General features: G+C 37.1%; 17 protein-coding genes and 7 pseudogenes. 11 read left to right on the top strand and 13 right to left on the bottom strand.

Annotated elements, in window-relative coordinates; all coding sequences use genetic code 11:
- Position 1: 1 nt before the first annotated feature.
- The 7 genes and pseudogenes from RBH91_RS22675 to RBH91_RS10460 all read right to left on the bottom strand — a co-directional run.
- A pseudogene (locus RBH91_RS22675) lies at positions 2-427 on the bottom strand (T7SS effector LXG polymorphic toxin); the annotation flags it as partial.
- Positions 428-1,288: 861 nt separating this feature from the next.
- Positions 1,289-1,879, bottom strand: a pseudogene (locus RBH91_RS22670) (T7SS effector LXG polymorphic toxin); the annotation flags it as partial.
- A gap of 342 nt (positions 1,880-2,221) precedes the next feature.
- A complete protein-coding gene (locus tag RBH91_RS10480) occupies positions 2,222-2,881 on the bottom strand; it encodes a hypothetical protein (protein ID WP_307894492.1) in 660 nt (219 codons plus the stop codon).
- A gap of 470 nt (positions 2,882-3,351) precedes the next feature.
- A complete protein-coding gene (locus RBH91_RS10475; RefSeq protein ID WP_307894491.1) occupies positions 3,352-4,320 on the bottom strand; it encodes an alpha/beta hydrolase family protein in 969 nt (322 codons plus the stop codon).
- A 247-nt stretch (positions 4,321-4,567) separates the two neighbouring features.
- Positions 4,568-5,119: pseudogene (locus RBH91_RS10470) on the bottom strand (SMI1/KNR4 family protein).
- A 317-nt stretch (positions 5,120-5,436) separates the two neighbouring features.
- Positions 5,437-6,156: a DUF6060 domain-containing protein gene (locus tag RBH91_RS10465; protein ID WP_307894490.1), complete on the bottom strand. Its 720-nt coding sequence runs from the start codon at positions 6,154-6,156 to the stop codon at positions 5,437-5,439.
- 93 nt (positions 6,157-6,249) lie between these two features.
- On the bottom strand, positions 6,250-6,735 hold the full coding sequence (locus RBH91_RS10460) for a hypothetical protein (RefSeq protein ID WP_307894489.1): 486 nt from the start codon (positions 6,733-6,735) through the stop codon (positions 6,250-6,252).
- Between the two features lie 1,191 nt (positions 6,736-7,926).
- Here RBH91_RS10460 and RBH91_RS10455 point away from each other — a divergent pair.
- Positions 7,927-8,292 (top strand): hypothetical protein, encoded by a 366-nt coding sequence (locus RBH91_RS10455; protein WP_307894488.1) that lies wholly within the window; start codon positions 7,927-7,929, stop codon positions 8,290-8,292.
- A gap of 74 nt (positions 8,293-8,366) precedes the next feature.
- Here RBH91_RS10455 and RBH91_RS10450 read toward each other — a convergent pair.
- Both RBH91_RS10450 and RBH91_RS10445 read right to left on the bottom strand, forming a co-directional pair.
- Positions 8,367-8,633 (bottom strand): annotated as a pseudogene (locus RBH91_RS10450) (transposase); the annotation flags it as partial.
- Positions 8,634-8,636: 3 nt separating this feature from the next.
- A complete protein-coding gene (locus RBH91_RS10445; protein ID WP_404802485.1) occupies positions 8,637-8,957 on the bottom strand; it encodes a Tn3 family transposase in 321 nt (106 codons plus the stop codon).
- A gap of 335 nt (positions 8,958-9,292) precedes the next feature.
- Here RBH91_RS10445 and RBH91_RS10440 point away from each other — a divergent pair, with 335 nt between their 5' ends.
- From RBH91_RS10440 to RBH91_RS10425, 4 genes and pseudogenes are all read left to right on the top strand, one after another.
- Positions 9,293-10,075: a (S)-acetoin forming diacetyl reductase gene (locus tag RBH91_RS10440; protein WP_307894486.1), complete on the top strand. Its 783-nt coding sequence runs from the start codon at positions 9,293-9,295 to the stop codon at positions 10,073-10,075.
- A gap of 658 nt (positions 10,076-10,733) precedes the next feature.
- A complete protein-coding gene (locus tag RBH91_RS10435) occupies positions 10,734-11,009 on the top strand; it encodes a tyrosine-type recombinase/integrase (protein WP_307894485.1) in 276 nt (91 codons plus the stop codon).
- Positions 11,009-11,281 (top strand): annotated as a pseudogene (locus tag RBH91_RS10430) (tyrosine-type recombinase/integrase); the annotation flags it as partial. The gene RBH91_RS10435 and the pseudogene RBH91_RS10430, both read left to right, overlap by 1 nt.
- A gap of 315 nt (positions 11,282-11,596) precedes the next feature.
- Positions 11,597-12,115, top strand: a complete 519-nt coding sequence (locus tag RBH91_RS10425; protein ID WP_307894483.1) for an SDR family oxidoreductase — start codon at positions 11,597-11,599, stop codon at positions 12,113-12,115.
- A gap of 439 nt (positions 12,116-12,554) precedes the next feature.
- On the opposite strand, the gene RBH91_RS10420 is transcribed toward RBH91_RS10425, so the two are convergent.
- Together RBH91_RS10420 and RBH91_RS10415 are read right to left on the bottom strand one after the other, a co-directional pair.
- The gene (locus RBH91_RS10420; protein WP_307894482.1) at positions 12,555-13,808 is read right to left on the bottom strand and encodes a CynX/NimT family MFS transporter; all 1,254 of its coding nucleotides are present in this window, start codon (positions 13,806-13,808) and stop codon (positions 12,555-12,557) included.
- Positions 13,809-13,817: 9 nt separating this feature from the next.
- Positions 13,818-14,762, bottom strand: coding sequence for a FadR/GntR family transcriptional regulator (locus tag RBH91_RS10415; protein ID WP_307894481.1), 945 nt, complete (start codon positions 14,760-14,762; stop codon positions 13,818-13,820).
- Positions 14,763-14,866: 104 nt separating this feature from the next.
- Between RBH91_RS10415 and RBH91_RS10410 the strand changes: the two genes are divergently transcribed.
- Positions 14,867-15,247, top strand: a complete 381-nt coding sequence (locus RBH91_RS10410) for a hypothetical protein (protein ID WP_307894480.1) — start codon at positions 14,867-14,869, stop codon at positions 15,245-15,247.
- A gap of 69 nt (positions 15,248-15,316) precedes the next feature.
- On the opposite strand, the pseudogene RBH91_RS10405 reads toward RBH91_RS10410, so the two are convergent.
- A pseudogene (locus RBH91_RS10405) lies at positions 15,317-15,607 on the bottom strand (hypothetical protein); the annotation flags it as partial.
- Positions 15,608-16,268: 661 nt separating this feature from the next.
- On the opposite strand from RBH91_RS10405, the gene RBH91_RS10400 reads away from it, so the two are divergent.
- The 3 genes from RBH91_RS10400 (at position 16,269) to RBH91_RS10390 (ending at position 17,802) form a co-directional block, all read left to right on the top strand.
- Positions 16,269-16,889 carry a hypothetical protein gene (locus tag RBH91_RS10400; RefSeq protein WP_307894479.1) on the top strand — a complete coding sequence of 207 codons (621 nt, stop codon included), beginning with the start codon at positions 16,269-16,271 and terminating at the stop codon, positions 16,887-16,889.
- Between the two features lie 94 nt (positions 16,890-16,983).
- Positions 16,984-17,352 carry a YolD-like family protein gene (locus tag RBH91_RS10395; protein ID WP_307892570.1) on the top strand — a complete coding sequence of 123 codons (369 nt, stop codon included), beginning with the start codon at positions 16,984-16,986 and terminating at the stop codon, positions 17,350-17,352.
- A 156-nt stretch (positions 17,353-17,508) separates the two neighbouring features.
- The gene (locus RBH91_RS10390; RefSeq protein WP_307892571.1) at positions 17,509-17,802 is read left to right on the top strand and encodes an RNA polymerase alpha subunit C-terminal domain-containing protein; all 294 of its coding nucleotides are present in this window, start codon (positions 17,509-17,511) and stop codon (positions 17,800-17,802) included.
- 168 nt (positions 17,803-17,970) lie between these two features.
- Here RBH91_RS10390 and RBH91_RS10385 read toward each other — a convergent pair whose 3' ends face one another.
- A complete protein-coding gene (locus RBH91_RS10385; protein ID WP_307894478.1) occupies positions 17,971-18,696 on the bottom strand; it encodes an NPP1 family protein in 726 nt (241 codons plus the stop codon).
- 483 nt (positions 18,697-19,179) lie between these two features.
- Between RBH91_RS10385 and RBH91_RS10380 the strand changes: the two are divergent.
- Together RBH91_RS10380 and RBH91_RS10375 are read left to right on the top strand one after the other, a co-directional pair.
- Positions 19,180-19,677 (top strand): annotated as a pseudogene (locus tag RBH91_RS10380) (ribonuclease YeeF family protein); the annotation flags it as partial.
- Positions 19,678-19,694: 17 nt separating this feature from the next.
- Positions 19,695-20,060: a hypothetical protein gene (locus tag RBH91_RS10375; RefSeq protein ID WP_307894841.1), complete on the top strand. Its 366-nt coding sequence runs from the start codon at positions 19,695-19,697 to the stop codon at positions 20,058-20,060.
- The last annotated feature ends 247 nt before the right edge of the window (positions 20,061-20,307 follow it).

Genomic DNA, 20,307 nt, shown 5'->3' with positions numbered 1-20,307 from the left:
TTTATTTACCCCCTTTAAATAATTTATTCGCAGGTGATCCTGTACCATGGATACCAGATTGATGTTCATTTGGAAATTTAGCAGGATGTATATTCCACCACTCATGTTCTCCACGAAAGCTGTTTTCAATTATATGGTGTGCATCATACTTATCACCTTTTCTTCTAACTGGCTCTCCTGTCTTCTCCGAAATTACGTCTTTTGAGTACGTCGGCCATTTCTGACCGGTTTTTCTCTCCCACTCCTCAATCAATTTATCTTTAACTTTGTTGAATGTTCGTCGATGTTTTCTGGTTTCAGAAGGAGTTAATTTTTGGTACCTCTTATTTCTCAATGCCTCCTTCAACTTTTCGATTTGATTTTTAGGTAACTCTCTCCCTGTACGTCCTTCTATATCTCTAATATATTTTTTTATTAAGTCAGAATCAAATATAGCACCTTTCTCATCCCCGAAAACTTTCTCAATACGCTGAATAAGCGTCTTTTTAAAATTTTCACCATCAATAGCATGATAAGGAACTTTTCCCCCACCAGCCAACTGAACTTGCGGCTCAAAAGGGTTATGTATTTGAATTCCTTTTATTTTTGAAGCGACCCTTTGCATCGATTTCTTGAAAGATGCAACGCTTTTTTCCACAGCTTCTTTCGATGCTTTAACTGTTTTGCCCGCTACTTTTTTAGAAGCTTTATTCGCTTTGGCTGTTGCCTGTCCGACTTTCCCAGCTTTTGATACTTTGCTTACTTTATCTGCACCTTTTGTGCCTACTATCGATGTGCCGACCATCCCGATAGCATATGTAAACCATCTGCTTCTGCTGTAGGAATCGCCATTAACCACATCTCGCTCATAAGACTCTTCGATCCCTTTTTTCATCACATTGAATGTGTCTACAGGATGCATAATGGTATGACCAATGCCCTCAAGTGTTTCTATAGGGTGGGTTACTGTGTCCCAAATGCCTGTAGCAGTATCGACTGCAACGTCTTTCAGCCCCACGCCTATTCCTTTTACAATATCCTCTTGCTGCTTGAACTGCTCGAGCTGCAGTACATATTGTTTCTGATCTGGAGTTAAATTCTCATATCCTATTTCTTTTGCAATTTCAAGATATTCATCAGGATCAGACACCTTTGCGAGCTTTTCTTTCAACTCTTTAACCCTATGCTGTTCAGCTTCTTCTTTTTTTATTGTAAGATATTCTTGCGTCTTCTTATGTATTTTATCTCTTTGCTTGAACACTTTAGTATCATAATATGCTTTTGCATTGAAATGAACCGGTGTAGCGTTCTTCCCTTTTCCTGTTGCATCTATCAGCGCCTTGCTTCTTGCTTCGATGTAGTCCTGATTCTCTTCGGATTTCTCGTATTCTTTTTTTAATTTAAAATCCATTTCATTCACTTTGTCAACCGTGTTTTCCCGCTTTACTTTTGAATCGCTGATATGCTGTTTGAAGTCGGCAGTTGAAAAAACTTCTAATGCAACGATATCTTTAATGTCCTCTAAGATCGTTTTCAGTGCTTGCTTTTGTTCGGCCACCACTGCATTAGACTTTTTATAAGCAATCTCTAATTCGTTTTCCAAAAAAGAAGTATCGACGAATGTGCTGCCTGATAGATCGGCTTCTTCTAACGCTGCTGCAATGCTATCTAAGAACGCAATCTGCATATCAATCATATCAAGCCACTCATCAACATTCCTGGCATGTTCTTTATAAAAGTTCTTGATGTTGTCAGCGCCTTCTCCCTGAAAATCATTCCCCAAGTCTGCCATCCCTTGAAAAGCTTTTTTCAGATTAACAAACTGTTCTCTCGTTTTCTTATATTCATCTGATCGAGCTTCCATTGATGATATTAGTGTTTTTGCTTCATATATCTTCATGGATACAACCCTTTCCAAAGTCTTAACTCTGTAAATGAGTTTAGCACTGTACGGAAATGATTTGGTGAATAAATCCTGATCACCCATGAAAATGAATCAATAATCATAGGTCAATCAACCTAAATTTCAATAGAAAAGCAAAAGACAGTCAAATACTGACTGTCTTCATCATCCTATCTATAGTCATTCTCTGCTGTCCGATAGCTCAAAAGTGATACTGGAAAATAATTCGACCCGTCAAACTACTACATATACTATTAAATCAGGTGATATTTAGGAGGTATTTCACGACGATTCGGAATGATGTTGTCTGAAATTCAATCATTGAATAGCGATTTCTGATTAATGAATATTCATTATATCAATGAACTTTATGATTTCTTTATCATTGCCGGGGTCAACGTGAACTAGCTCTGTTTTTTTAATAATGCCTTCTGTGTATTCATGCATGAAGTTTTTGTCTACATCAGGAGAACTATCCCAACGTAAAGGAACATTGTATACATTAATCGTGCCATCCCCATTACTACTATAAGTTACTGATCCATCTACTAATCGAGAACCTGCTAACTGGATAACATCTTCTGGATAGCTAGCACTGGTGTCATCATTAGGATTGATTGGTTCGCCAGCCGAAATCTGTCGAACATTCAATTCATCTATCTCTTGATTTGGTCCAAGTTGCAACCAAACTCTAGCGTATTCGATTTCCTCAGAAGAATATCCAGACAATGTATCATCTTCTTCGCTTTCAGATGGATGATTTGACTCCTCGTTTTTTGTTTCTTCTGATCCCGTTGTGGACACCGATTCATCTTTCTTTTCGTCTGTTCGGTTGCTTTCTTGTGTCTCGTTCGTTACTTTTTGAGATTCTGAAGCGGAGTCATTCTCGGCAGGGGCTGTTTTTGATTCTTGGCTCGTACCGCCTGTACACCCTGCGAGCAATAGAACGAAAAATAGCAGAGCAACATTACAATAAAAAACCTTTGCTAGTTTTTTCATTCAATCATTCCTTTCATTCTACCACAACATATCATACTGGTATTTCATGTCAAGCAGCAAAAACCGTAAAAAGAGTGTATCCTTGAGCCCGACATAAGCCTTAATTTCAGCTTCTAGAGTTTTTCCTTATTACTCTCCTTTTATACTAGTCAATGCTGTGGAGTTAAAAAACACGATATTAACATGGATTAAGTATCCGAGTATATAACTTCGTGACTTTGCAATTCAGAGCTTTGGTAAAGCTAGGGAAGTTATCTACAAAGGTAAACGTGGTTACATCTCAGATCAGTTTGGCTTAAGAGTCTAAGCTGACCTTTAAATATCCTTTACATCAGTTTTTGTAAGATAAATTTTCACATGGTTCCAATGAACTTCTATTCCTGCATCTAGTTTTTTCTATCATCTGGGTTTGTGAGAAAAAGAATAGAACTCATCAACCAAAGTAACGCAGTGGGTATAAACTTCTTATTTTACCTTTTTAATTTTTCTTGGATAAAAGAAAGCGTGTCTAATGCTAGCTTTTTGCGACAAAGAACAATCCCCGCATGGCCGCAATTGTAGAGATATCTTTTTGGTTTCCCCCACCTTTCCCACAAACAATCAGCATCTTCTATGTGAATATATTGATCATGTTTAGCAGAAATGAGCAGAATGTTATCTTTGTTCACTTTCGGCATGGCTTGGCTAGGATCTGTGATTTCCCAATATCTTATTAAATCTTCATAAGTCACACCATGTTGTTCTAGTTCTTCCCTTATGAATTTACCCGGAACTGTGTTCCATATCGAATAAGAAAGGCGATTGGCATAAAATATTGATACCACTACATCAATTTGAGATTCAAGGGTAGCCATTAGATTAGTAATCCACCCGCCTAAACTTACACCCACTAAGATAACAGGGCCTGTTTTATTTGCTTTTATCCAGTGAATGAATGCTCGTAAATCTACAATAGCTTGTCTCGTCGATTCAACTGTACGATCAATATTCGCACTTATCATCAATTCTCCACTATAAAGTGAATGTTCCGGCTCTCTTTCAAAATGATAGGGAAGAGAATAGTAGTACATGTTCCATCCTAAATCATTCATTATGCGGTGATGAAATATATTTTTTATTCGATCGTATGAATCCATGCGCCAGCCGTGTACAAAGATAACATTGGGTTTATCTATATCATTTTTGTTTAAAAAAACCTCCCCTTTTAAAGTATCATTGACGAGATCCCCGGATGGAATTAAGGATTCATAGCTGAATGTTCCAACCATATTATTTTTTCTTGATTTATTCAGAATAATTGAGACATCCGCTACATTTGATTTATAGAATTCATCTCTAGCAATTGTACCCAATGAAAAAGTAGAAAAATGTTGACCCTTACTTTTCTTTCTATGTAAATCATATAAAGCCAAACGATCTATGATTTTTGAAAAAAACACCTTATGCCCTCCTGGATTACAATAAGTTGTGGTGTGAAATCAGTCTATTTCACATAATAAACCTCTTATGTTCATTTAAAGTTTTAGAATCATAGACCTTCATTCATCAAACCTTCATCATCAGTTGTTATTTTATCACTTCACGAAAATGGATTGGTGGATAAATCCGTTCATCCTTGAAAACGAATCAATAATCACAGGTCAACCAACCTAAAAAGACAGTCAAGTACTGACTGTCTTCATCATCTTATCTATAATAATTCTCTGCTGTCCGATAGCTCCATTCCCAAAATGCTTCGCCTTGACACATAATATAACGATTAAAAAATATCTCGAAATTCAGGTTCAGCGGTTTATAGTCTAGTCCATCTTCAAATAAAAAGAGGTAATTGGGATCTCCTTTATTAAGCTTATCCCTGTCAATCATTAAATGGCATTCTTCCAACAGATAACCTATCGGGATACCGTTTACGTTTTCAAACAATTCCTCATATCCTAATTCTTCTTCAATCTCCTCAATACTGAAAAGTTGCAATCACCCGCCTATATTTTCTCCATCAGAAACAATGTCAAAAATTCGAGCACCATTATGTTGCATCAAAAATTTTTTGCAATCCACAGCGAAAGATATGCAGTGTTTGGATTCAAAATTTTGAATTTCATCCTCCGATGCTCCGTAATCAGGAAAGATAACTTGAGATTCGGTGATATCTCCTCCTGAACCAAACAATTTAATTGTTCCATTGTGATCTAAAAGACTCTTCAAGCCATTTACAGTTTTGTCTACAAAAGTAGTCAAAGGCATCACCTCACTAATAGCCGCTTCGCTAAGATGTGACAACCTTACGATGTTCTGAACAAGGGGGTTCATTATGAAAAAACTAAGATTCTATCTCTTGGGAAAGACTTGATTTTTTTCAATGAAAGGACTTATGAGTTTGGAGCTTTAAGCGGACTATTAATGTTGACCGTCAAAGAATTTCCTATACTGTAACAATAATTGTTTTAGTCGTTGTTGTTTTCACACTTGATGAATAGTGGAAAAAGTTATGCCTGCTGGTCTGTATCTCGTCATTAAAAATTAAACAATCAAATAAAACAGGTCAGAGGCCTGCTTTATTTAGCTCTTTTTGTGAAAACGAACGTGTAAACTCCCTTTGCTTCTCCGTTTTTCAATTTTATAGGATTTCTGCAGTAAGCTGATTTGCTAAATAAATATCCGTCCCAGTTAGAGTATCTTTTAAGTTTTCCAGAGGACTTTCTTTTACTAGGTTTAAATGCAATATAACCAGCTTCACCTTTTTGTAGGTTGTATGTATACCTACTTGAATCAGAGGCACTGCTCACCCACGTATAAGAGACCCCGGCTTTAATTGCATTTTTTTCAGCTTGGGTGTCTACGCTAAAGGAAGCTGATACTGTTGATGACACAATTTTGGAAATACTGCACCCTCCTTTTGTATTACAGTTAATTGTTGAAGTAACTTGAATGGGATTACCTGTATATGTAGTAACTTTAGATTCGGAATATTTCCAATATTCTCGATAGTCTTGTGTAGTAAAATCATTAGAGGATGCTGCCAAAGAATTAAGAGTTGTTGCTAGATCTGGATATCCTAGTTCTTCTATTTTCACTTCAGTAAAGCCTTTATATTCTTCTTCTGAAAGAGGAACAAGGCCATGTTCAGTGTTTTTGTAGGCAGTGATTTCAGAATCAAATTCCTTGTCATAAAAACGCTCTGGTTCCTTAACCTCTTCTGCAAAAGCCGGAATAGAGAAAGCTAGTCCCAATACAAATGTGCTAGAAGCTATCAGACCTTTCACAAAAAAATTCATTCAAAAGTATCCTTCTTTTCCTTTTAAATCCATATTAACAGCGAAAAGGAGGGGTGTCTATCTTTTTTCCTCGACAAGAAAACCGAATTTCGACTATTCCGACATTATATAATAATACATGCCCGTTTTTTCATCGATGTTCGGCGTGACTTTATGCCCTATATCAGTTTTTAATTTAAAATTCGATTTATCAGCAACCCCTATGTATAACTTGTAGCTTTCACCCTTAGGAGTTTTGAATTCTGTAGAGGCGTTTAAATTGCCAATGTTGGGATTATCCGATTTCAAAATCACATAATTTAAGTCTCGATACCATTGATATTTGTTATTTTTATGATTGATGTAAGCGATACAAATCCCTTTTCCGTCCGATTCAGAGAAACGAAAAACAATTACTTTTTCACCATTCAAATTAATTTTGTCTAAAATATCATTTTTAGTTATGTTTTCATACTTAATACCATCCTCAATAGCCTCCTGTTCACTATTAAACCATTTGTCTTCCTTATTGTTTTCTTTAGCCATCGAACATCCCGTGAGCAGGAGAAGTGAAAAAAATAAGACCTTTAATTGCTTCATACGGCACCTCCATTATCCTTTGGTTTATAACCATTATATTATTCGCTAAACATTTTTAAGCTCCTTTTTTCGATCAGAATCTTTTTAGGAGACCGAGTGTGGTTAATAAAAACACCCTTATTGGGCGATGGTCATACCTAAACCCACACTGACAGCGGGCTTATCATATTTCCTGCCTGTTATTTCTTTATATTCCACCGCAGTGTTCCAATTCATTTTTAATTTCTGTGTAATAATTCTGAAATCTCTCCAAGATGGAGTTTTTTTAATAGACCGATAGGACTCGACTCTGTACCCGAAAATAAATCGAATCAATCAAGAAAGAGATCTTCACCGACATCCGTTTATTGAACTTCGAATGATTTTTTGTCGGTGATTATTGTTTTGTCTTAAAATATTAAAAATACCCACAAAAAACAAAACCCCCTGACGCCACTGGTGCCAAAGGGTTGAGAGCTTAAAACTGAGACATATACTGGTCGCGCGGTCCCATGGGTTGACTTGTGTACGGAACAAATTTCGAATTGAAATAGACTATGTACAGCACTGAAAAACCTTATAAACAAATGCTTTTTCAGCGCTTTGTTATTTTAAAGCTGAAATAAATTCTATATATTTCTCAATATTTTTCGGTCAAATTTTGGCCATAAAATTGATTTCAGTGTGCAAGCCGTTGCTTTTTTGAATGGGCAAGAAACCGGAGAGGATCATTCAAATTGTTGGGCATATCCAATACATAAACCAGCGGCGCAAGCTTTTCCATGTCGTGAGTTCAAAATGAGACGCGAACCTTATTAAATTTGAAGATGTTACAGACGTTGAATTTATATAAAATAACCGTTCTTCTAAGAAGGGGCGGGATTGTCAAATAAAGTTTGGTAGTCCAAAATTAGAGATAGGATTATGACGCCAGACCCAGCACGCCTGTGTTGATAGAAAGAAGAATGCTAATCCTAGGTGTGCACTAGTGATTCTTTTGGAAGGAAACTATCGTCTTTTTGATAGCGGATAAAAACTTGGTCAATCCTTCTAAGTAACGTAAAATGTTATTCATGATTGAAATTGCTTGTCCATAAAATTCCTCTGCTAATACTCTCTGACTATGGTTAGGGGTTAAAGAGCGAGTGAAATCAGGTTCTTAATGATTTTATCAAGTATCAAACAAAATAATTCAGAGAGGACAGCACTAACATGGAAAACGTATCAAATGTAGATAAATTCGAATCAATAAAATCCTTCCAATCGACAATCAGTAAATCCGAAAATGCCTTGGCTCAGATGACTCAGAAAGGCGCAAATACTACCTTATTAAAGAAACGACTCAAAGCTCTTTACATTGGCTTAGCCATGCTAGAAAGCGTTTGGAATCAAAGCCCCCATCATTACACCCACGAAGATTTAGCAGAAGCTCGCAATGTTCTTACTGGTTTATTCCCATCAATTGAGAACACTTATGCTAAGTTAAAAACAGGTAGTCCTCAACGAACGCTTTTAGAAAAAAGAATTAAAGCATTGGAACTAGCTGTTCAAGCGATTGACGATCTTTCCAATGAATAACTTATCTAACTAAATAGAGTATTTCAGAAACTCTCCATCTTTTTTGGGGATACCTTCTTATTTCCAGAAGATGATTAAGGCAAATAGAGACTGTATTTCTGAATGCGTTTGGTGAGTTTTTCGTTGACCATCAGCTGATTTAGAACCAACGACCAGTCACGGATATGTCCACCATTCCACTTGTCTTGAAGCTCACAAACACGTAAATACAGGAGTTTAAGGAGTGCGTTTTCATTAGGGAATGCGCCCTTTTTTGTTACCTTACGGAAACTTGAATTGACGCTTTCAACCGCATTTGTCGTGTACATCATTTTACGGAGGGCACTGCCGTAGTCGTAGACAGATTATTTCTTAGGCAGTTCTGGCATGAATCCGTATTGTACCGGGCTCATGCCTTTTAATTTTGCCTTAAGCTGTAATTGATCCTGTAAAGCACGTTCTCTTAGTTCTCCATGTTTCCTGAAGAAAATGGCTCGTGCCAGAGCATTCATTGCTTTTTCTTTGTTTAAAACACTTTGAATACGGCGGCGCGCATCGACTCGCTTGAGATATAGTCTAGGATGAAGATCGACTTTTCTATTCATCCCATCTCTCTGAGTGCCATGGCAAGGCTTGTTCTGCCGAGTATAGAAGCCAAGCTTACCCTCTCGAATAGAATGTGCCATACGTGGGGTGTAGCTGATACTTTGTTTTTTGAACGCCTTTTGGTTCTATTATTTAACCTGGATTTAGTTTAAATGTGACATTATCATAAACGAGAGAACGTTAGTGGAACATTCCTTTTATATCAATGTTGATAGCCTTAACGTACAATTTTTCCGTTTTTGCTGCCTGTACCCCTTCTATAATGGTTAAACTTTCTTCAAAATATCGCAACTTTTACTTTAAATATCACATCTTTTTTACAAACATCGCGACTTTATTTCAAATTTACAAATACATAGTATAATATTTACTGTACCAAATAAATACCAATTACATATAGAAAGAAGATGTTCATATGAGTAAAGTATCTGGAAAAATTGCCTTTGTTACTGGCGGTGGACAAGGAATTGGTAAAGCAATCTGTAGCCGCTTAGCAGAAGATGGATTCGCTGTTGCAGTTGCTGATTATAATGAAGAAACTGCAAAAAAAGTTGCTGAGGAAATTAACCAATCTAATGGTAAAGCAATTGCGGTTAAAGTAAATGTTGCTGATCGTGATGATGTTTTTAAAGCTGTCGATGAAACAGTAAAAAGTCTTGGTGGACTTGATGTGGTTATAAATAATGCAGGTCTTGGGCCAACCACCCCTATTGAAAGTATTACTTATGAAGATTATCGAAAAGTTTATGATGTTAACGTCGGCGGTACTTATTGGGGAATACAAGCAGCCGTAAAAGCCTTCAAAGAACTTGGGCACGGTGGAAAAATAATTAATGCTTCTTCTCAAGCCGGTCAAGTCGGTAATCCAGGCTTAGCAGTTTACGGTGGAACAAAGTTCGCTGTTCGTGGTATTACCCAAACTGCAGCAAAAGATCTAGCTGAATTAGGTATTACTGTAAACGCCTTTTGTCCGGGTATCGTAAAAACTCCTATGATGATGGATATTGCACAGCAAACCGCTGATGAAGCAGGCAAGCCATTTGAATGGGGAATGGAGCAATTCTCTAAAAATATTGCATTAAAACGCTTATCCGAGCCAGAAGATGTAGCAGCATGCGTTTCCTACCTTGCAGGACCAGATTCAGATTATATGACTGGTCAAGCTCTTATCATCGATGGTGGAATGGTATTTAATTAAGTTTAAAATAAGCTGCTGAAAAAAAGATTGATCGAAAGTTTTCAAAAACCCTTCTAAACAAGATTTTCTTTCTAATCGTCCTTCTAGATTTATAAATCATAAAGTTTAAAGAATGAAATCTATACGTAAAGAGGTTGCAAATTCTTCTTTTGAGACAACCTCTTTCTTTTTTGTACAATTCTCTCTATGGCACACGATATTTTATACTCTAACGTGGTGAAAATCGGCTATTTTTTATATCCAGACTCCTTATCGTTGTAAATCCGCGTTTTACTGGTGATACCCCTAGATGGTGTCTAACAATTGGGGTGCAGTTCAATTTTAGGGGGTTTTTGTTTTATAAGTCTCAAAAAATCCTCAACTTATAAAGTTATTGGGTTAATTAATTTGCCTTCAATAAGGCAATTCCCAGTGACATATAGCAATGAACTAATGACAAAAGCATTTATGGATTATTAAAATGTGCTTCAAGCATAAACCATATAGAATCTTGACACAATTTATGTTTAAAGTCTTCTTATAAATGTATCTAGTGGTGTAATCAGCTATTGGCCATAGGTTTCCTCACAAAGCTCTCTCAAAACAAAGAATTTCAATCGGTCCTTCCCTTTCTTCTGCTTTACAAAAACATAAAAAGTGGCAGTTTGAAAATAAACAAATGCTACAGGACGGTTATAAACATGATTTGAATTTAGTCTTTTGTCGAGTTGACGGAGATATCTTGCCCAACAATGCTTTTAATCGCATTTTAAAACGGGCAGATATCGAGAGCGCATTGCGTCATACACACGCTGTCTTGCTCTTGGAGTCAGGCGCAGACATGAAATATATCCAGAAGCGCTTAGGTCATAAAAGTATGGTGGTAACAGCTGATGTTTATTCCCATATCAGTAAGAAGCTCGACCAAAATAGAATCAAAGATTACGAGGATTAATGGCGAAAGAAATAAAGCAGAATATGATGCGGCCGCGAGCTAAGAAACTGCCTGAAGTTACAGATGAAATGTGGTCTCAAGTTGATGAAGAGCATAGGAATTTAACAGAGGAGTTTTTGGATGCTCACTCATTCCGCAAAAAGACAAGAAGACAGTATGCCTCCTCCCTACGACAATTCTTTTGGTGGGTACATAATTCTCTGAATGGAAAGAAATTATACAAAATCAGCAAACGCGATTTCATTAGATATCAGAGTTTCTTGAAATTTAGGTTTTAATGTAGGTATCCTCTCATTGTTTTTTTAGGAGATTGCATGCTCGTTGTCGTGAAAAAAGAAAAAGCACAAACTCGTTTCCCTTCTTCCTATTTTAAAATCTCAATCAATATCAATTACTAATTTTTTTTTTGCTTTCTATTAAAGGGATTTTCAAGCAGTAACGTAATATTTATATATGTCATTTTAAATTGTATTTGAAATAATCCTTATTTGTTCACCAAGGGGTCAATCTTATATTAAAAAAAGGAGGAATTTACATGGATATGAATGTTGTTATTACATGGGGCTGGAAGTGGATTAGGAGCGTCTTTGGAAAAAAAGTATTCTAATTTAGGTTATCATGTATGTTTGCTCGGACGCACTCAGACAAAACTTATTCGAACAGCCGAAGCATTAACAAATAATTATTCTATTTATGAAGTAGATATTTCATCTAAAAAGGATGTAGCGAAAGTTATGCAATTAATTAAGAAAGAAATGGGAACAATTGATGTATTAATCAATAATGCAGGAGTGGGAACCTTTGATGTGACGGAAAATTTAAGTGAAGAATCTATTCATCAAATGATTGATATTAACTTAAAAGGCACAATCTTTTGTACACAAGAAGTATTAGATGACATGAAAAAGAGAAATCAAGGTTATATCGTCAACATTATCTCCCTTTCAGGAAAAAGAGGAAAAGTTACAGAATCGGTTTATAGCGCAAGTAAATTTGGTGTAAGAGGATTTACTGAAAGCTTAGCGCTAGAACTTGAACCTACGGCTGTTAAGGTATTCGGAGCTTACATGGGGAATATGAAAACTGAATTATGGGGGGGGAGCTAGTACAGAAGAAACATTTATGGAGCCAGACGATGTTGCGGATATTATCTTGGAAAATATCAAACCGAGAAAAAACATTTTAGTTGAAGAAGTCGTCATCAAGAATGATAGAAATAAGCAATAAAGAATCAGGGATGGGGCAAGATACATACAGGAACATCAGAGGATATGTGTCTTGCCACCACATTTTTGAATCTTCTTTTTTATACATAAAACATTTTCATAAATTCATTCATACGGAATCCCCCGTTAAGACATGACTTTTGAATCACTTGTCACCTCAATGTGCATGTAGGTACCCTACGAATTGAGCCATCCCAGACTCCTTCCCAGCATTCTCTGTACGCAACCAAAAAAAAAAATCATGGATAAACCAAATGCAAAACCTCCCCCCCTATTCCTAGGTACAGACCTATTCATAAGGATTGTACCTTCTTGCATTTCAATGAATTAGCTCTACTGGCTCTTTTTTAATTTGTTTTTTAGATTGATCTGATACCGTACCTTCCTTGCCTGATACGATACCTGATATCAGAATGATAACAGAAATGATAATTAAGAATATGATAGGAATTGCCCATCCATTGCTTATGTCATGCAAGGTACCGACAAGCACAGGACCAACAGCAGCTAAAAGGTAGCCAAATGATTGTGCCATGCCTGAGAGTTCAGCTGCTTCTTTCCCGTCTCTGGTTCTGATTGTAAAGAACATCATGGAGAGACTAAAGCCACTTCCGCCGGCAATTCCAAGCAAGATTGCCCATAGCGGGACAAGCATCATACTTCCATGCAGCAAGCCTGCAAACCCGATAATAAATAATGCGGCAGTTCCAATAGCTAAGCCGCTCTGATTTTTCAGTTTTTCGGCGATAACCGGAATAACAAAAGTAGTGGGAATCAATGCAACTTGCATCAGGAAAACCATCCATCCGGCAGTATTTGCGTTATAACCGATAGAGCGCAGAATGTCCGGCATCCAGGCAATCAATGTATAAAAAGCAAGAGACTGTCCCCCCATAAATAAGGTCACATTCCAAGCAATCGGTGAACGCCATAAATTGGTTTTCTTGTTTTTTTCCACATCTGCTTTAGGTGATTCATCACGCTGTTTGCGCAACTGCGGAATCCAGGCTAGCAATGAGATGACTGCGAGCAATCCCCAGATACCCAGCGCACCCTGCCAACCCATATTGCCGACAGAAGCAATCGGAACACTCAGGCCGGATCCTAAAGCACCGAATATATTCATGAAAACAGCATATACACCGGTCATGATACCTATTTTCAAGGGAAAACTCATTTTGATAATTCCCGGGATTAAGACGTTGCCAACGGCAATAGCCAGTCCGACGAAAAGTGTTCCTGTAAATAGGAAAACGATTCCTGTGAGTGATCGTATTATAATGCCGGTGATAAGTAATGCTAATGATAGTGCAATGGTCCATTCCATTCCGATCCGGTTTGCTATTTTCGGTGCAAACGGGGAAAGCAAAGCAAATGCAAGCAAAGGTAATGTCGTTACCAACCCGGCGACAGCATTGCTGATACCAAGATCATCACGGATAAAAGAAATAAGCGCTCCGACTGATGTTATAGGTACTCTTAAGTTCGATCCAACTAAAATGACGCCGATAAGTAATAACCAGCCGGCTTTTGTACTGTTTTTGTCTGTTAATGCTCCTGTTTGTTTATCCATACTATTCCTCTATTCCTCCATTATCTTAATTATATTTTCCTTTAATACTTCCATATCATTCTCAACATGCGCTGCCGCAGATTCTTTATCCTGCTTCTGGATTGCTTCAAATAGTTCGAGATGAAACTCTTGTTCAAACTGAAAGGGAGGTTCCATAGTCATGAAATCATGAACAAAAGAATACAATATCTCTGTCATATGTTCATATAAATCAATCAGCAGCTGATTACTGGAGGCCTGCACAACGGTTTTATGGAATTGAATATCGGAAGAAATAAATTGGTCTAATTCATTATTTGCTGAGGCATCTTTACAGCTGCGGATACATGCTTCCAGTTGTTTTAAATCTGTTTCTGTTCTGCGTTCGGAAGCCATCTGAGCCGCTTGTTTTTCCAAAGCTAAACGTACTTCTAGTGTTTCCAACATCGTGGATTTTTTGACATGACGCTTCAGTGCGGCGTCAAGGGCACTTGTCGAGCGTACGATCGTTCCGCTTCCTTGTTTTGTCTCTAATAAGCCGGCGTGTACTAAAGCTCGGATTGCTTCTCTTAATGTATTGCGGCTGACATCAAATTCTTCCATCAGCTCCATTTCCGGCGGAAGTTTTTCCCCTACCGTCCAGTGCCTCTGCTCAATTAATTGCTCTATCTGTTCAACAACCTGCTCTACAAGCGACTTGCGATTTGTTTTTCGGATCATTTTCGTCCCTCCATAAATTTGTAGGATGATTGGCATATTGGATATATTAACATAGCGGAACAGGGGTGTAAATGGGTCATTAATTTTAAAGACCATAAATTGAATATAATCTATCTTTTGGGTGTCAGGGAAAAGGAAATTAGTTATAGTAAAGTTCATAGCATGTTTTCCTAACAGACCAGCTATACGCAGGGCAATGTCTACATCTTCAAAATCAATATCAAAGGCTACAAACTCTTGAAATTCTTGATTCACATAATAATTTCTTATTTGCGTATGAAAAGCATACTTTTTTTCAGTCACATTTGGATTTATTTTTTCTTTGGCTATTCTTTATTTATTTAGTCTAAATATCGATAATGGAAGGACACATCGGCGCTGGTTCATTTGTCTATCCTCGTAGAATCTTTGAAAAATTAATTGAAAAAACCAGACAAGAAGCAGCATCACAAGATCCTAAATGGAATAACAGCACCTTTGAAGGGTCAAAAATGGATCATAAAATCAAACTACTTAAAGATTATTTGCCGGACTACCTTATTGAAAATAGAAAGCTATATGCAATTTTAAGTAAAGGTATACATGAGCTAACTGAAAAAGAATGTCTTGAACTATTTCCTAAGTTGGAACTTGCAATCGAATTAATACTCGATGAAAAAATTCATCAACAAGAAAGACAGAAAAAGATATCTTCTGTAAAGAGCTTTGTGTCCGCTACTCTTGAAAGATTTAAAAGTTAAATACTAAACCATTTTTTAGGGATGGTTTAATTTTTTCTCTACTCCTGCCGATCACTCTTTCTCAGCCAATTAAGTCGTTGTTCGCTGGTTAATTATTTCACATAAGCCCCCCTTTAAAAGCTCCCGAATCATGTAATGAAAATGATGAAAGGTATAGTATCCGTTGGCGCTCGGGCTTATAAATATGGTTGAAAATTGTAACGGACTTCAAACGTTTTTAAGCTGCCAAGCAACGACTGCGGCTTATACTGTGTGCGGTATTTCCCGTTCAATATTTTTTGATCCCTTCAGATCTTCCACAATAAGAGTGAAGGGATATTTTGAGGCGCGGATCAGTTCATTTTTAAAGCAGGACCGGTCTGAGCCAGTCGTCTATCTTGGATTCATTTCTTGAATCTATGCCTATAAAGTATTTGATGATGTCTGTTTGACTTTATAATCCTGCTCTGAGTAAACCTTTTAAACATTGAGAACTGTTTTTATGTAACAACAAATTTCTTAAGCTCAGGATATTTAATGTAAAGTTCGTCCCCGTGTTTACTAAAATGTCAATAAAAGATCTGGATTTAATGAATGGATATGAAAAGTATATCTTCACGATAATGAAGTAATTTACGTGGGCGTTTTGTGGGTGACTAATATTTTATCCTAATCTATTAAAAATACTCTACAAAAATAAAAACCCCCTGACACCACTGGTGCCAAGGGATCGATAGATTAATACTGAGACATATACTGCTCGCGCTCCCAAGGGTGAACTTGTGTGCGGAACATAATTTCGAATTGAAATAGACTATGTATAGCACTGAAAATCCTTATAAACAAAGACTTTTTCGGTGCTTTATTATTTTAAATCTGAAGTAAATTCTGTATGAACCTCAATATTTTTTGGTCAAATTTTGGTCAAGGAATTTAAAACTTGTACTGTAAGCAACAGTGATATTAAAATTCCATAGCAACATCCCCCTCACTTGTTTTAAAATGTAAATGTTCGTTTTAAACAAGAGGGGGATCATTTTTTATGAAAAAGTTTATTTTTTTATTATCCATTTTTCTTTTATTCTTCACTCTATCCACGGCGTGCAGCAGTGAAAACACCGCTTCAGAAGAAAAAGAGACAAATGACGCTGAGAGTGACGATAATAAAATTGAGAAAAATGACGTTGAGAATACCCAGATAGCATTTAATTTCAGCCTTGAAGAATTTGTTCAGGCATACAATAAAGTAGCGCAAGACTTTGAAAACGATGAAGAGATGAAAGCTCCTATCCTTAAACGGATTAATATTGAAGACATTGGTGAGTTTAAACTTGCTGAAGTCAAAGACGGTACAGCCTACACAAGAGAGCTAATAAATGAAACTGATGACTCCGGTGGAATTTTTATTTTGGAAGCATGGTATGACAACGATCGAAATCTAAACGGCTTCAATTTATCCACTTTTGGTTCAGATAATATGGCATCCGATATGACCCTATTTTATACATTTGCGGTTTTTCAAACTCTAGGAATTGATATTGGACATTTAAATGATCTTTTAGAAAGTGATCAGGATATGCTTGATGTAGATGGTGGGAATTACTCTGTTCATCTAGCTAAAATTCCAGAAACGGCAATAATAATAAAAATCGAACCGAAATAAGCCCTTCTCTTAAAGAAGTTTTTTTGAAGGATTATTTTTCTTGTTGAGAATAGAACAAATGTTCCCTTGTAATCATCTCAAGGAGATGAACACCATGAAAGATGACAACTTGAAAGATCGGGGATCAATCAAATGGACGGCCATGATGCTGCCGGAGCATGTCGGCCTGCTCCGCGAATTAGAAAGCAACCAGAACAAAGTGAAAAGGCCGGTTCTTGACATGTCCCAGATCGAAGAAATGGAAATGATCATAAGTGAAGCAATGGAACTTAATAATCCAGCCCAATTCTCTGTATTTAAGCCGCTGCCAATGCTTAACGGACCGGAAACCGGGGAGATCGTTCAAATAGAGGGCCATATCCATTATATAAATCAACTACGCAAGCTGTTTCATGTTGTAGATTCAAAAGGAGACACAAACCTCATTAAATTTGAGGATGTTGTTGGTGTAGAAATGAAATAAAGGTTCGAAGCCGTCACTGTCAAGCAGCGTCCATATAAATTTATGCCCACGAAAATGGTTTATTCAACAAACGGGCAGGACTTAAAAAGAGGAAATACAACATGTATAGTGTAGAAAGGGTTGAAAATAATACTCGAGAAAGGGAGATATGTAAAAATGACAACTTCAAAAAAAAATTTAAGGACTTGCGACAAAGGACACCAGTATTATAAAAGTAGTAATTGTCCTACCTGCCCGATTTGTGAGCAAGAACGCAAACCTGACAAAGGATTTCTTTCATTACTCTCGGCACCAGCAAGACGAGCATTAGAACACAATGGAATAACTTCCTTGCAACAGCTATCAAACTATAGCGAAAAAGAGTTTTTGAAAATTCACGGTATGGGACCAGCGTCTTTGCCTAAATTAAGAGCTGCTTTAAAGGAAAATGGGTTATCATTTAAAAATTAAACACTAAAAACAAATTCATTACATAAATCAGATCCGCAACGTTCTCCATATCGTGGATTCAAAAGGAGACACTAATCTCATTAAATTTGAGGATGTTGTCGGTGTGGAAATGAAAAAAGGCCCTTCTCTCAAATGGAAGGGCTTTTAATCTCTAAAAATATTGAAATTTTATCTAAACAAAGCTTTCTTCAAATTATTGTTGTAATTCGCATCATTAAAAGGAACGTTTGCTTTACCGAAATATGTTGTATTTAATGCATTCCTTGCGGCAGGAGTTAAATCATCCCAGCCGATTAAAGGCTGCATTCCGCCTTTTGCGCTGTCAACGTATAAGCTGTGATTGATCGGTGATTGAGGAGCATCATATCTGATCTTAGGATGATCGCCATCCATGATATGACTGTTTGGAGCTGTTTTTTGAAATTTTCCGTGTTGAGAATAGGCGATTGACAGAACCTTCGGATTTGGATTTGCCGGATTGTCAATCCATACGACGATTCCTTCCCAGTCATGGCGGTGACCAAATGCTTTTAAGGCTATAGGTGAATCTTTTGGGAAATACCAAGCATACATAATGGCCCATACCCCGTTATACCACGCAGATCGCGAATATACTTGTCCGATGCTTTTGCTGCAGTGACCTTCCGGCGCTCCGGTAGGCTCTAATCCCCCGCTCGTGTTGCCCTGCGCGTCTACTGCAGGAAAGGGCACACATCCGCTGGCAACCTTTAAATACGGCTGAAAACGTTTCGCCGCTTTTTGAGTAACAGTGGTAGGCGTAACCTCTCTAAAGCCGACAACTTTGTCATGATCGAGTACAGCTGCATTTGCTGTTGAAACAATGCTGATAGAAGTGAATACAGATAAAAACAGAACCAAGAAAAATTTGTTCATTATTCCAGCTCCTTTTAATAATATTGACATTTATTATTTAACACGAATTCGAGGTAAATTCAACATAATTTTACAAAATTTTAATATTTAGCTACAAAAGTATTATTTGAATTTTTCTCATGGCTCTCATTTAGGTAAATAACATTCACTCTAAAACGTTTCACAAATATGCAAAAAATCCCATCCGTTAAGAACCGAGCTTTTTGTCATTATAGTAGCTTTTTCAGCTGGGCTTTCGTTTTTGCCCGTAAATGCAATCAGCAGACATCATGTGCATCAGTTGGAACTCATTGATCACCGCTTCAGCCGATTCGATTAATTGTCGTTCTTTTAACGGTCTTCCTCTTTTTCTTTGCTTAAAGGTATTTTTTCATAAATCTTATAATTTATTTTCATGGATGAACAGGATTTATTCACCAATCCCTTTCCGTAAAGTGGTAAACTCTATACTGATTGTAACCAAAAGGATTAGAGGAGAATGCCATGAAGACTCTGGATGTTCAGGCGCTGCACAATGCAATTGACCAAACGCTGGAACAATTAAAAAAGCAATCAGATGAATTCGCCAAAGTCAAAAAGGCCGTTGACGGTATCACATCTCTTGATGATGCTTTAAAGGGAAAAGGGGGCGACGCGATCCGCGCCTTTTACGAGGAATGCCACACCCCTTTTTTGCGGTTCTATGACACTTTCATAGAAGAATACAGTTCCACGCTGAAGAAAATGAAAAGTGCGCTGAATTCCCTGGAACCAAACCATAACGGATTTATTTCACAGTCCTTTCTCGAACACGAACTGGAGAATGGCTTAAATGCAGCCGATCGCACAACGGAACATTTGGTTTCTAAGGCCAACGCCACGATCGCAAAAGTCAGCCATATCGTTGATTTACCGGATTTGAATGACAGCGATTTTCATGAACAGAATCAGAAAGCATTAAAGGAAATCAGCACTACCCTTGAAAAGTCCCTGATGATGGACACAGCTATTCTGATTCAATGGCAAAATATCAAGTGATTAAACAGCTGAGTCATTATGATTTATCTTCAGGAATCGCACGAATGACTAGACTTGAAACAAACTTTGATAATTCAAAAATCGGCGTCTTCCTTGTATTGATCGCAAACTTAATGCTTGAAGCTTTAAAATTAAGTATTGGATCTACTCTTGGTATTGATCTTAATGATTTCAAAGATATAGCATCCCGAACTGTCAATATAATTTATGGTCTTCTAATACTTATATTTATTGTTGGTCTGATGAAAGCATTGTCGCTTGACAAAAATAGAGTAACAACCGCCACCTATTTCAAATCGCTGCTTGAACAAACAAAAGCTGAAAAAGAGAAAGAAAAGGCGTCCTGATGGATGTCTTTTTTATTTTGAAATTGAAGGTGAAAAACCCATGAATTAAAACAAAGTCTTAGAAATATTTGAGGACGTTCTTGAGGAATGGTTTTTCGCTGAATCGACTCTCATAAACCAATGTGGTGAAGATTGTGATGAACTTGAAAGAAAAGAGAAAATGTTTAGGAAGAGTTTTATTGAGGCAATGCAGGCGAATTGACGAGCCTCTCCCCTTCCTGATAATCGATTTCTTGTAGGTGAAGAT

Source organism: Bacillus swezeyi (assembly GCF_030908325.1).
Classification (GTDB): domain Bacteria; phylum Bacillota; class Bacilli; order Bacillales; family Bacillaceae; genus Bacillus; species Bacillus swezeyi.
Note: the sequence above shows the minus strand (reverse complement) of the source record. Positions and strands in the feature narration are given on the sequence as shown.